The organism is Bartonella sp. AA56HLJMS, assembly GCF_042197145.1.
Taxonomy (GTDB): Bacteria; Pseudomonadota; Alphaproteobacteria; order Rhizobiales; family Rhizobiaceae; genus Bartonella.
Map to the genome: position 1 here is coordinate 68,402 of NZ_JBHIRL010000011.1, position 11,775 is coordinate 80,176.

Sequence of the window (11,775 nt, forward strand, 5' to 3'; positions counted from 1 at the left end):
AAATTCTTTGCGCTTTTAAAGTGCAGAGGGAATGCGCATTTGCTTTCAAAGTTTTTTCACTAAACGCACCTCTAAACAAGCATCTCTCAATTACGTCTCTCACGCTATACAAAACTTCATTATCACCAGATACCCCTCCCCCATAACAAAAACATTGGCATTAACCATTGAGCGTTCACACACTGCTTGTAATGTCGACAATCTATACATCATATTGATTTATAATAATAATGAATTGTCTTTCAACTTAAATGAGAAATCTCAATACTGTAAGATTGTTTCATGGCAAGCCTATTTATATTAAATCAATCAAAAGCATGTTTCTCACATTCCAAACGTGGTTAGCATACAGATAAAAACTGAAAAAATGCCTACAATGAATACGTATATTAACACTGTCTTGGAAAAAATATAAATACGATAATGGTGCTCGCTTACTCTTTTATTCAGCATAAAGAGAGTGAGGTTCGATAGATTTTTTGATTATTTTACGGGGGCTTTACGGTTATACCATTTATGAACACCGCCGCAAAAAAGGCTTTAAGATGTATTAAGACACACAACAATCGCCTCTGCTGTTTTCTTGATCGCACCTCTTGCGGCAAGATGAGTAGAGCTTAATCCTAAAAAACCGATTCAATATATGAACCCCCTGCGTAATATCAAACCCCTACGTAATATCAAACCCATGCGTGTTTGGTTTAATAAATCCGCGGAACCCTCATCAATTTCACTCTACGACTTTGAGTAATAGGCTTTGCTTCCTGCAACAAAGGCTGTTTTTTATCACTGATCAGAGACATCGGCTGGAATATTAGCGTTTCCCGCAGTGCCCGTTGTTACGGCATCCACATGCCCCACAACGTTACCACCCGCTCCATCGACAGCAGCGTTCGCTACCCCTGTTGTTTTATTATTGATCTCACCTCTTGAGACAAGATTGGTAGAGTTTTGCAATCCTACAAGACCGATTTTATGATATCCAGCCATGCGTATTTGATTTAATAAATCGATGACAGTACCATAATCAATTTCGCTATCCGCTTTGATTAAAATTTTTGTCTCTAAATTTTGCGTCGTTTCCCTCAACAAAGCTTCTCTCAAAGCTGCTTGTTCTACAAGATGATCACCAATGTAAAGAGAACGATCTTTTTGCAACGTAACATAAAGAGGTTCATCAGACTGAACCACTGAAGGTGCTTGAGTTATAGAAGGAAGCTGAACGGAAATGGCAGATGTTGCCAAAGGCGCAGCAACCATAAAAACAATAAGCAACACCAATACAACATCAATAAAAGGGGTCACATTGATTTCGCTTTGCAACCCACTCTCGTCTATATCCCAATCATTATTAAGGCTTGCTTTCATTTTTTATGACTTTTCTGTTGTCTTTGTCTATCAAGTTCACGGCTCAAGAGCCTTTCAAGAGCAGCAGCGATATCACCTAAATCACTGCGATAACCACTCAAAGCACGCATAAGGCTATTATACATAACAACGGCGGGAATAGCTACAAAAAGCCCAACAGCCGTTGCGAATAAGGCTTCAGCAATTCCAGGCGCCACCACATCAAGTCGCGTTGTTTGAGACTGAGCAATCCCAATAAAAGAATTCATAATTCCCCAAACAGTTGCAAAAAGGCCAACAAAAGGAGCAATTGCGCCAATAGTTGCAAGAACAGCGCTTCCACATGCAACACGGCGTGTAGCAGCCAGCAAGCAGCGTGACAAAAGTGAATGAACCCTTTCTTTTAAACCTTCATGAACATCACGAGCCTTAGCATCGCGAACATCGCGGGAAACATCTTCATATTGATTGCTCTCCTCATAAAAGAGAATATCTTCAATCGTTTGTGCACTTTCCCCTGTACTGTTTTTTTCACCAGAGCTTTCGTTTATCCCTTCAGGAGCAGAAAAATGAACCTGTTGTGCAGAAAGATACACCTCTTTAAGAACTTCTTTGAGAAAAAATACACCAGCTCCTTTGCTTTCTTTCAAGCTAGCTGCCAAACGCGTAAGAGTCTGAGCATTTAGAACCAATTGAAGTTCATGACGTACTCTTCGTTTTACCAAAGTGATCTCGACAATTTTCACAAAAGCAATTGTCCAAGACACAAGTGAAGCAAGTAACAAAATAATGATAACGGCTTTTACCACCCAATCAGCAGCCATAAACATAGAAAGAGGAGAAAAATCATGCACTGTCAATACAGAAGACATATTATCTAAAGGGACTGTTTTATCTAAAGGGACTGTTTCAGATTCCATTTTTATCTCACATTCTTGTGCTCTTATCTTTATTTATGAGCTGGATCGTCACCCCGCATAGCATCACTGTTCCACAATGCCACGACCCTTTTAACGTCACTTGTGTATTCCTCTTAAGAAAGAAAACTTGATAAATCAAGTATAGTTTTATTTCACAAGCTCTCTCTTAATTCTAAAGAAATTACTCAAGAAATTTTTCTCTAACAATTCAACAAGTTTATCTTACCCAATCAATTTATTGCATAAATTAGGCAAAATGATAAACTTACAAGAAGTATCGCATATAATATTTTAATTTATAAGAATAATTTATCATCGTTCCTGTCAAATAAATCTCTCATATCGCAAAGCTTTTTTCATTTCAGCAGCTCTTTTAAAGCCAACAAAATATTTGCTTACATGAAACAAGCAGCAAAAATATCATAAAATCCTCGGAGAAAAGGATATGCACTTCTCTAACAACCAGTGCACTAAAGTACCTCTCCTATCCTAAAATAAAAATATACCTTACGTTTTAAAAAAAGAACTATCGCAATATCTTAAACTGACCAAAAGTATCATGGGGAGCGCATGTTGCCCCCAAATACATAGAGAGCAAAGAGCCGCAATATTATTTTCTTTTTCTTTGCTGCAAAAGTATAAAAATGACAGTACTTCTGCCGCAAAATCGCAACAACGATGTTTTTTAGCTGTCACAAGCTTAAAAAATAGGCCTCAGCACACTTTTAAAAAACTTTTATAAAAAACTGCGCCACGAGAAACTGAAGAATGGTGCTAAATTGCTGCAAAAGCATAAGGCAATTCTCAACAGATGCGACCCTTTACAGACAAAGCATATCGTATAGGAAAGATTTATTTTATCAAAAACAGTTTTAAATTCAACAAAATGAAAGGAACCAAAAAAAGCTTTTGGCGTTACTCAAGCAGTGAAAATTTTCACTCCAATGCAAATGATCACTATGAACACACCAATACAAATATCAATGAATCAAGAGGGAAAAATACCATGGCCCATAATAAAACAACACAGCACGATAAAACAGCCGTAGAAAAAGACCAACAAAAAGACCTACAAGGACAATTAGAAACGTTACGCACTGAAATTTCAGGGATTACCTCAACCCTAACAGATCTTGGTGCAAACAAATTCAACGCCGCCAAAGACAAAGCGGAAAAACTATATCACTCAGCGAAAGAAAGTGGTGAAGACATGATGTCTCAAGCAAAAGACAAAATCAGTGATCTTGAACAAACTCTGAACCAATGCGTTCGCAAAAACCCTGGCAAAAGCGTTTTGTTTGCCGCAGGGGTTGGTTTTATTCTTTCTCAATTACTACGTCGTTAAGCAATGCATAAGTTTATCGCTCCTCTTTTAAACCATCTTGTCGGTGGAGGGCTTAAAAGCACAGTCAAGCAAGTACGCCTTCAAGCAATTTTCTATGGGTTTATTAGCATTTCATTCTTCATGTCTTTGCTTTTTTTATGTACCATCGGTTTTATTGCGTTATGTTCTGTTATGAAGCCTCTTGCTGCCGCCAGTATCATGTTTTTAATTTGTCTTTCTCTTGCGGGATTAGGTCTTATTATCAGTCGCGTTCTCAAAACTTATCAACGCTATGACCAACAAAAAAAGACAGAAGAACAACGCCACAAACTCATGACAGATGCGACTGTTTCCAGCCTTGCAGCTCTCAGTCAACATCTCCCTTTTGCCAAATTGAGTGTTCCCATTCTCGGACTTGCAACTTATTTTTTGTGGAAAAAAGATAAAAAAGACCGCTTTTCAAAGTAAAATATGTAAAACTGTCACTCTAAATTCCCCCTCAGTGTGCTTTCTTTTATAACAAAAGAAAGCACATTTTTTTCCTCATAGTCTCTTTAGCTTCTTCAAATACCTGAAAAAAATCCCCTTCATTTTGCTAAAAATTCCATAGAACCGCTACACTCTCTTTCAGATTGCAACCCATTTTTCATGAACATAACAACATAAGGCAATGCTTGCATTAGAAGTCCTAGTTTAATTCGAAGCCATTTATTGTTTTTTGAAGGAAATGATGTTCCGTTTCTGCCTTTCTCTATATTTTCATAAGCTTTTTTCAGAACCAAAGGTCACGTCATCGATTTGAATTTATAAAGCAAAAATATTCCCCGTATGAAAATTCTTTTTTCAAAAAATCTGAAATTTTTACAGATAAGAAAGTTGTAAAAACGTCCATTACACAACAAAAATTTATCAATTCTGATACTGATAAAATAGAGGTCATACCTATAATTCACGTCACAGAAAAAACAAATAAAGAAAATTTTATAGAAATATTTGCTGATGGCATTCAAGCAATTTTTAATTTATCTCGTACAGGACATCGTGCTTTGATAATAGTTTTAGAAGAATATCGATCTAATAAATCAACAAACGAAGATCCCAGCAGCGTTACCTTAATTTGGTTTGATGGGGGTATAAATGGAAAAAAGCGCGATATGGTCGACAGAACTTTTCACAACGGTTTAAGAGAACTTATACAAAAAGGAATTTTGAAACCAAAATTGCCTAATCAATACTGGGTGAATCCTATTCTGTTATTCAAAGAAGAAAAAGTTGCTTTTATGAAAGAATATCAAATAGAATCATCTTCTACCAAACCGGATATTTCATCCGTTGAACATCAAACAGATCTTGAAGATTTTATAACAAAATAACTTGTATCATTTATCGTACTGTGTATATTGTGGAGCATCTTGATTTAAGCGCGTGAGGGGAAAATAATGTCAAAATCACAAATAAGCAAAGAGGCGCTCGTCCTTTTGCTTTTATGGCTTCGTGGTCCTTTAAGATTGATACTAAGCCTTATAGTGATAATAGGGTTTGTGGGATTGTTTACAATTCCTATTATAATATTATCAATAGGTTGGTCAAAAGCACTAATAAACATTACAATTTGTTCGTTTATATTAGGTTTTGGCTCTTTCCTTCTCATTTTTTATTATGATAGACTTATAAGATATTTACAATAAACTGTTCACATATTTTTCCATTAACAATACTAATAAAAAACAAAAGATCACGATAATTAAATCTGTATTCCGATATAATTGATGAGATTAATACATATAATTTTTAAAGAGGGGAAAAATGAAAAAATTTATTTTAATATGCTTGGCTCTATTGACTATAGGATTGAATATTACAGGTTGTGGTAAAAGTGAAGAGGAAAAACGTAGAGCCCAACAAGAAGAACAAGCTAAAAAGTTTTTTGATGAAGAATTAACCTCTACAGATCGTGATCATGCATTTTAAAAAATACCCTACGACAATAAAATGTGAGTTATCAATCTCTAACTAAAAGAGTATTTTGTGTAACTCACACCCGACAACGTCATTGTACACTTTAACACGTATGAAGACAATCAGTTTTAAAAACTTTGGAAAGGCTTTTCATAACCTATCCGCTTAACGCTAAGTATTTATATAACAAAATACCCATTTATTATCTTTTCTTGTCTTTTTTATAATATTTTCAAATATATATCACTTAAAATACCTTATTATTTTCATCACTTTCTTTTGACTTATCCCCCTATAAGCTTTCTCTTTAATCATGATCTCAAAGCCGCGTGAGAAAAGAACAAGATAAGCCTTTTGGTTATTGATAAGGGGCACACGTGCGCCTAACGATACGCTTTTACAGAATTTCCCAGCCTTTAAAACTTAAGGCTTTTAGCCTTCTCATTTAAATGCAGGTTTGATGTCATGATTTTGGGGTGCGATTATTAAGAGTTTGAGAAGCGAAGAGCTTTTCATTTAAAAAGCAAAACGAAATGACGTATAGCCAAGGAAACGCGCTCTCCCATAGCACTGTAGTAAACAACCTATAAGGATATTTTAAACACAACAAATTTTCATAACGAGCGTTGTCCACCAAGGACTGCGTGGATTATCATTAACTTTTTTCTGATAAGATTTGCAGTAGAATATTGTCTTGATTTTTAAATAGCGCTTGAGAGAACGCTTTATTAATAATGGTCAATATTAATTATGGTCAATGGGATTATAGCTCCCATGATCTCTTCGCCAATCTTCTGGTTGTTGAAATTGGCTCGACCATAAACCGTTTTGTGCTTTTTGAGCAGCAGATTGTAGAGTTTTATAGTCTGCGGGGGATGGAAAATGATGCTGATCTTTTGTCAACACCATCAACCCTTCTGCCAGCCCCAACCGCGCCAGATCAACCCCATCTACAAAACATTGTGCATAATGAACCTGTTGAACGACACGTGCTTGCCGACAAGTAACCTTTTTATCAATTGTTTTTGAAACAAGCCAAGCCGTAACAAAAGCACCGCAAGGCCACTTAACTCCGTTGCGTGAGGCAAATTGCCTCATTTCACAGCTTTCCACACCATATAAACGGATATCACGGATGATCTTTTTTCTCCATCCATCATCTACAAGCGTGATCATTTTAAAGGTCACACCACTTGTAACCTGTATAGCACCGGAATAGACCGGCACATTTTCTTCATAAAATTGTGATGCGAGTGGTTTTGGATGCAATACCACATTTTGTTGATTTACGTCTTGTTGGTTTGCATAATCTATCAATTGTGACTTCGGACTTTGAACGGGGTTTCCAATTGTCTTTTCTGATCCTTCAAAAAGAGAAAATTGCATAATATTTTCAGTATGTTGACTGAAATAAAAGTATCCTAAAATAATAATACAAATTAAGAAAATATATTTAGGCGCTGCTCGAAGATATTTTAAAAGTATCATTTTGAATATTACTATATTTTTTGTTCATTAAATAATAAAAGATTAAATATTATTAATTTATCGATAGAAAAATTTATTTTTTTCATTTATATGATTCCCGATTAATATTTTGAATATTAATTTTGTGATTAACTTAAACATAAAGCGGGGGAATTTTCATGAAAAACATGAATAATTCGTTCATTAATGAACATACCTTACAAAAAACTATTCTATCCAACACCCAAAAGAAATGGTTAACAGCAGCATTGATGCTGTTTATTGCCTTCATGGCACTGAGTGAACCAGCATTTGCTGATGGCGGCTTCGGAAAAATTGAAACTGCTCTTGATAAAATAATTGAAGCTTTAACAGGAAAAATTGCAACATCAATTGCAACCATTGCGGTTGCTGGTATTGGGCTTGCATGGATTGCTGGTTATGTTGAAATGCGTAAAGCTTTTTTCGTTTGTGTTGGCATCGGCATTGTTATGGGTGCAACGCAAATCGTATCAATGTTTTCCCATTAAACTTTGCCTTTCAAAGCCATGAAAGAGCATGACAAGCTAACAGAAGATACGTTATTTCTTGCTTGCACGCGCCCTGCAATGATTGCGGGCGTAACAGTGGAAGCTATGGGATTAAATGGGATAGGAACAATGATATTGTTCATTATGGCAGGCAATATTTTTCTTCTAACCTTTGGTGTGATGCTGCATTTCATATTCAAGGAAATCCTAAAGCATGACCATAACAAATTTCGTATTCTTCTGACATGGCAAAAGACATCTATTTTTGCCAGAAATTCGAGTCTATGGGGTGGGGGAAGTATTTCTCCATTACGATTAATTCGTAATTATGAGGAATTACAATGAATAGAACAGAGCGCAAACGTGAAAAACAACCAGAGGCGATCATTCCTTATGTGCGCCATGTCAACAAGCACATCATTGCGCTGGATTCACGCGCTCTCATGAGCGTTATTAAACTTGAAGGCATTAACTTTGAGACAGCGGATATTATTGATCTGAATGTGCTTCACGAACAGCTCAATAATCTGTTTAAAAACATAGCGGATGAACGGATAGCGCTTTATAGCCATATTATCAGAAAGCGTGAAACGATTTATCCGGATGGGACTTTCAGATCGGCATTTGCCAAGCAATTAGATGATAAATATCGCGAGCGGATGATTTCACAGGAGCTTTATCGCAATGATCTTTATCTTTCTATTTTGTGGAATCCACACGTTGATCAAACGGATAAATTAGTGGAGTTTTTCAAACGTTTAGGCAAAGCCAAGCAAGAAAAGACAGAAGTTGATGCAGAGTCCATTCGCAAGCTTGAAGATATTACCACAGATCTTATTCAAAATTTAGAGCGTTATGGTGCAAAAAGACTGAGTCTTTATGAACATGAAGGTAATATTTATTCGCAGCAAAGTGAGTTTATCCACCAATTGGTGGGAGGTCGTCGTGAACGTATCCCTCTCACATGGGGGACGATAGCTTCGACTGTTTACTCAGACCGTCTCATTTTTGGGAAAGAGATCATAGAAATACGCTATGAGGCGGCACAGCGGTTTGCGGGCATGTTTGGTTGGAAAGAATATCCAGCAAAAACTAGGGTAGGCATGGCGGATGGTTTGCTCACCCTTCCCTTTGAGTTTATTTTCACCCAATCTTTTGTTTTCAAGAGCAAAAATGCTGCCAAACAGATTATGGGGCGCAAACAGAATCAAATGGTCAATGCAGGAGATCGAGCAGGTTCACAAATTATGGAACTGGATGATGCGCTTGATGATCTTGAATCCAATCGTTTTGTTTTAGGGGAACATCATTTATCATTGGCAGTTTTTGCTGATACGCCGCAAGAGTTAGCGGATAATCTTGCCAAAGCGCGTTCTCGTCTTACAGATGGTGGGGCTGTCATTGCGCGGGAAGACTTAGGGTTAGCAGCAGCTTGGTGGGCACAATTGCCTGGTAATTATGCTTATCGCACCCGCTCTGGTGCAATAACAAGCCGCAACTATGCAGCGCTTTCTCCTTTTCATTCTTTTCCGGTTGGAAAAATAGATGGCAATGTATGGGGACCAGCGGTAGCCTTGATGAAAACCTCTGCTGGTTCACCATTTTATTTTAACTTTCACTTTGGAGATTTAGGCAATACGTTTGTTTGTGGTCCCTCTGGTTCTGGGAAAACGGTTATTGTTAATTTTCTTTTAGCACAACTTCAAAAGCATGATCCCAATATGGTCTTTTTTGATAAAGATCGGGGCGCAGAACTTTTTGTCAGAGCGGGTGGCGGCACTTATATGCCCTTGAAGAATGGTAGACCGACAGGCATAGCACCGCTAAAAGGCTTAGACTATAACAATCCAGCAGATAGAGTTTTTTTACGCCAATGGATTATAAAGCTTGTTTCTTCTGAAGATCAAAAGATCAGTGAATCAGAAAGACAAGATATCACGGCGGCTGTTGAGCAGCTTGCCTTATTACCCAAAGAACAACGGACAATATCGGCCTTACAAATGTTTTTTGACACCACGCACAGGGAGGGGATAGCGGGTCGTTTAGAAAGATGGTGTAAAGGCAATGCCTTAGGGTGGGTTTTTGACAATCCTGATGACGACATTGGCATTGATGCAAAATTTATTGGTTATGACATGACGGATTTTTTAGATAATAATGAAATTCGTCCCCCATTAATGATGTATCTTTTTCATAGAATTTTGTCTCTGATTGATGGGCGTCGTATTATCATTGTCATTGATGAATTTTGGAAAGCCTTAGAGGATGATTCCTTTAAAGCCTTTGCGCAAGACAGGCTGAAAACTATCCGTAAACAAAATGGTTTGATGTTGTTTGCAACGCAATCTCCCAAAGATGCGATCAATTCGACCATTGCCCACACCATTATAGAACAATGCCCCACACAAATTTATTTTCCCAATCAAAAGGGCAATCATGGGGATTATGTAGAAGGGTTTAAATTATCGGACAGAGAATTTAACCTGATACAATCAGAATTAAGCCGTGAGTCACGGCGTTTTCTCATCAAACAAGGACAAAGTTCAGTTGTAGCAGAGCTGAATTTACGCGGCTTTGATGATGAAATAGCCATTTTAAGTGGCACCACCAAGAATATTGAACTCCTAGAGACCATTATGGATGAAGTTGGACAATCTCCAGAAAAATGGCTTCCTATTTTTCAAGAAAGGTCAAAGCAATGAAAAAACTTTTATTGGCAACAGCTCTTTGCGCAATTTCTTTTGGTTTAACAACCAATTCATTTGGTTTTGGCGGTATTGTATTTGATCCCAAGGCTTTTGGACAAATGATTAAACAAGTTCAACAAGGCCAACAACAGCTTAACAAGTTGCAAGAACAAATTCAACAAGGTGCACAACAGCTTGACCAATTAAAGAGCCAACTCGATCAAGCGAAACAGTTATATAACTCCTTAAATGTCAAGCCTGACATTTCGGGATTGAAAGAGATGTTTAACAAGCAAGGGAGCAGTGGCGCCCTTCCTTCAGATTTTAACCACTTTCAACAATCAATGGGCAGTGGTGGCGGTGGCGGTGGCGGCGGCAGCAAAAACACGCAAAAATGGCAAGAAGAACTTAAATACAAAGAGCCCTCAGGGGGTGCTGGATCAAAAGAGGCAGCAGATGCTTTTTACGCACAAGAAGTGAAAAAAGCCGAACAGGACACGGTAGGACAGGCAGCCAAAGGCCAAGACGTCTACGAAGAAGCCAGTGAAACACAAAAAACCATTAACAAGCTCCTTGACGAACTTGGAAGTACTAAAGATTCGGGTAAAATTCAAGGCATTCAAGCACAATTATCAGCAATACAAGCAAAACTCCAAACACAAGTTCTCCAAATGCAAGCCGCCGCGATGATTCAACAAGCGGAATACAAAGCTGCCGAACAACGAGCTTACGAAGAATTTGCAGCGCGATATGCAGATTATGCCAAAAAACTCGGTGGTCAATAAACGGGAGAAAAGAGGGGCTTAAATATGAACAAGATCATCATAACAACATTGCTACTTTGCACAGGGCTGATCACCACTGGATGTGAAAAAACCCATAGCGTAGAAGAATTTAAGAAAGATCACAAATTATACGAAAAATGGAAAATGAAATGTATGACATCAGGGGATCTCGATTCGCAAAATTGTAAAAACGCAGAGCAAGCTTATCGTGAGAGTCTTCCAACATGGGGATGGGGGAGAACTGGCTCGACAAATGACGATAAACAAGAATCTGAAAAGAAACAGGACAATAAATAATGAATAAAGTTCTCATAACAACATTGCTGCTTTGCACAGGGCTCATCACAGCTGGATGTGAAAAAACTTACAGCGTCGCTGAATTTAAAAAAGATGAAAAATTACGCCTAGAGTGGGATGCGAAATGTGGATTTGCAGGAACTTCAAAAAATTGTGAAAACATGCGGTTAGCATTTTTAGAACTTCAAAAGGAATATGAAGCAAAAGCAGCAGAAAGAAGTCGTAAAGCAGCAGAGGAGTATAGGAAAGGTATAGATGAACTTATAGCTGAACAAAAAGCTAAACATGAAAAATTACAAGCCGAACAAGAAGCGAAAGAACGAGCCGAAAGAGAAGCAGAAGAGCGCGCTAAAGCTAAACAACAACAGGACAGTCATTAATCATGAATAAAGTTCTCATAACAACATTGCTACTTTGCACAGGGCTCATCACAGCTGGATGTGAAAAAACCTATAGCGT

The 11,775-nt window shown here is 37.6% G+C and carries 14 protein-coding genes; 10 read left to right on the top strand and 4 right to left on the bottom strand.

The features are described 5' to 3' along the window. Positions 1-786: 786 nt before the first annotated feature. Together ACFINI_RS06995 and ACFINI_RS07000 are read right to left on the bottom strand one after the other, a co-directional pair. Positions 787-1,368 carry a biopolymer transporter ExbD gene (locus ACFINI_RS06995; RefSeq protein ID WP_375640904.1) on the bottom strand — a complete coding sequence of 194 codons (582 nt, stop codon included), beginning with the start codon at positions 1,366-1,368 and terminating at the stop codon, positions 787-789. Next, entirely contained in the window at positions 1,365-2,267 is a 903-nt protein-coding gene (locus ACFINI_RS07000) for a MotA/TolQ/ExbB proton channel family protein (protein ID WP_375621589.1), read from the bottom strand. The genes ACFINI_RS06995 and ACFINI_RS07000 overlap by 4 nt, the downstream gene beginning before the upstream one ends. 1,006 nt (positions 2,268-3,273) lie before the next feature. Between ACFINI_RS07000 and ACFINI_RS07005 the strand changes: the two genes are divergently transcribed. Both ACFINI_RS07005 and ACFINI_RS07010 read left to right on the top strand, forming a co-directional pair. Next, entirely contained in the window at positions 3,274-3,612 is a 339-nt protein-coding gene (locus tag ACFINI_RS07005; RefSeq protein ID WP_375621590.1) for a YqjD family protein, read from the top strand. A 3-nt stretch (positions 3,613-3,615) separates the two neighbouring features. Further along, the gene (locus tag ACFINI_RS07010; RefSeq protein ID WP_375630503.1) at positions 3,616-4,059 is read left to right on the top strand and encodes a hypothetical protein; all 444 of its coding nucleotides are present in this window, start codon (positions 3,616-3,618) and stop codon (positions 4,057-4,059) included. 119 nt (positions 4,060-4,178) lie between these two features. On the opposite strand, the gene ACFINI_RS07015 is transcribed toward ACFINI_RS07010, so the two are convergent. Further along, complete coding sequence (locus ACFINI_RS07015) at positions 4,179-4,373, bottom strand: hypothetical protein (protein ID WP_375612520.1); 195 nt, start codon at positions 4,371-4,373, stop codon at positions 4,179-4,181. Positions 4,374-4,637: 264 nt separating this feature from the next. On the opposite strand from ACFINI_RS07015, the gene ACFINI_RS07020 reads away from it, so the two are divergent. Beyond that, on the top strand, positions 4,638-4,964 hold the full coding sequence (locus ACFINI_RS07020; RefSeq protein ID WP_375630505.1) for a hypothetical protein: 327 nt from the start codon (positions 4,638-4,640) through the stop codon (positions 4,962-4,964). Positions 4,965-5,397: 433 nt separating this feature from the next. Continuing rightward, positions 5,398-5,562: a hypothetical protein gene (locus ACFINI_RS07025; RefSeq protein WP_375610246.1), complete on the top strand. Its 165-nt coding sequence runs from the start codon at positions 5,398-5,400 to the stop codon at positions 5,560-5,562. Positions 5,563-6,294: 732 nt separating this feature from the next. Here ACFINI_RS07025 and ACFINI_RS07030 read toward each other — a convergent pair. Then, positions 6,295-7,038 (bottom strand): nuclease, encoded by a 744-nt coding sequence (locus ACFINI_RS07030; protein ID WP_375647138.1) that lies wholly within the window; start codon positions 7,036-7,038, stop codon positions 6,295-6,297. Positions 7,039-7,196: 158 nt separating this feature from the next. On the opposite strand from ACFINI_RS07030, the gene ACFINI_RS07035 reads away from it, so the two are divergent. From ACFINI_RS07035 to ACFINI_RS07060, 6 genes are read left to right on the top strand one after another with little or no spacing between them, the layout of a single operon-like run. Further along, positions 7,197-7,547, top strand: a complete 351-nt coding sequence (locus ACFINI_RS07035) for a TrbC/VirB2 family protein (protein WP_375613238.1) — start codon at positions 7,197-7,199, stop codon at positions 7,545-7,547. 18 nt (positions 7,548-7,565) lie between these two features. Further along, a complete protein-coding gene (locus ACFINI_RS07040) occupies positions 7,566-7,892 on the top strand; it encodes a type IV secretion system protein VirB3 (RefSeq protein ID WP_273790924.1) in 327 nt (108 codons plus the stop codon). After that, positions 7,889-10,249: a VirB4 family type IV secretion/conjugal transfer ATPase gene (locus tag ACFINI_RS07045; RefSeq protein ID WP_375647142.1), complete on the top strand. Its 2,361-nt coding sequence runs from the start codon at positions 7,889-7,891 to the stop codon at positions 10,247-10,249. Before ACFINI_RS07040 ends, ACFINI_RS07045 begins: the two co-directional genes overlap by 4 nt. Continuing rightward, positions 10,246-11,019 (top strand): type IV secretion system protein, encoded by a 774-nt coding sequence (locus ACFINI_RS07050; protein WP_375647147.1) that lies wholly within the window; start codon positions 10,246-10,248, stop codon positions 11,017-11,019. The genes ACFINI_RS07045 and ACFINI_RS07050 overlap by 4 nt, the downstream gene beginning before the upstream one ends. A gap of 24 nt (positions 11,020-11,043) precedes the next feature. Then, on the top strand, positions 11,044-11,316 hold the full coding sequence (locus ACFINI_RS07055; protein WP_375647152.1) for an EexN family lipoprotein: 273 nt from the start codon (positions 11,044-11,046) through the stop codon (positions 11,314-11,316). Further along, entirely contained in the window at positions 11,316-11,696 is a 381-nt protein-coding gene (locus tag ACFINI_RS07060; protein WP_375647156.1) for an EexN family lipoprotein, read from the top strand. The genes ACFINI_RS07055 and ACFINI_RS07060 overlap by 1 nt, the downstream gene beginning before the upstream one ends. Positions 11,697-11,775 lie beyond the last annotated feature (79 nt).

What these genes read in the sequence shown, in the direction of transcription:
- ACFINI_RS06995 (WP_375640904.1), bottom strand. Translation starts at nt 1,368, where the DNA reads ATGAAAGCAAGCCTTAATAATGATTGGGATATAGACGAGAGTGGGTTG.
- ACFINI_RS07000 (WP_375621589.1), bottom strand. Translation starts at nt 2,267, where the DNA reads ATGGAATCTGAAACAGTCCCTTTAGATAAAACAGTCCCTTTAGATAAT.
- ACFINI_RS07005 (WP_375621590.1), top strand. Translation starts at nt 3,274, where the DNA reads ATGGCCCATAATAAAACAACACAGCACGATAAAACAGCCGTAGAAAAA.
- ACFINI_RS07010 (WP_375630503.1), top strand. Translation starts at nt 3,616, where the DNA reads ATGCATAAGTTTATCGCTCCTCTTTTAAACCATCTTGTCGGTGGAGGG.
- ACFINI_RS07025 (WP_375610246.1), top strand. Translation starts at nt 5,398, where the DNA reads ATGAAAAAATTTATTTTAATATGCTTGGCTCTATTGACTATAGGATTG.
- ACFINI_RS07030 (WP_375647138.1), bottom strand. Translation starts at nt 7,038, where the DNA reads ATGATACTTTTAAAATATCTTCGAGCAGCGCCTAAATATATTTTCTTA.
- ACFINI_RS07035 (WP_375613238.1), top strand. Translation starts at nt 7,197, where the DNA reads ATGAAAAACATGAATAATTCGTTCATTAATGAACATACCTTACAAAAA.
- ACFINI_RS07040 (WP_273790924.1), top strand. Translation starts at nt 7,566, where the DNA reads ATGAAAGAGCATGACAAGCTAACAGAAGATACGTTATTTCTTGCTTGC.
- ACFINI_RS07045 (WP_375647142.1), top strand. Translation starts at nt 7,889, where the DNA reads ATGAATAGAACAGAGCGCAAACGTGAAAAACAACCAGAGGCGATCATT.
- ACFINI_RS07050 (WP_375647147.1), top strand. Translation starts at nt 10,246, where the DNA reads ATGAAAAAACTTTTATTGGCAACAGCTCTTTGCGCAATTTCTTTTGGT.
- ACFINI_RS07055 (WP_375647152.1), top strand. Translation starts at nt 11,044, where the DNA reads ATGAACAAGATCATCATAACAACATTGCTACTTTGCACAGGGCTGATC.
- ACFINI_RS07060 (WP_375647156.1), top strand. Translation starts at nt 11,316, where the DNA reads ATGAATAAAGTTCTCATAACAACATTGCTGCTTTGCACAGGGCTCATC.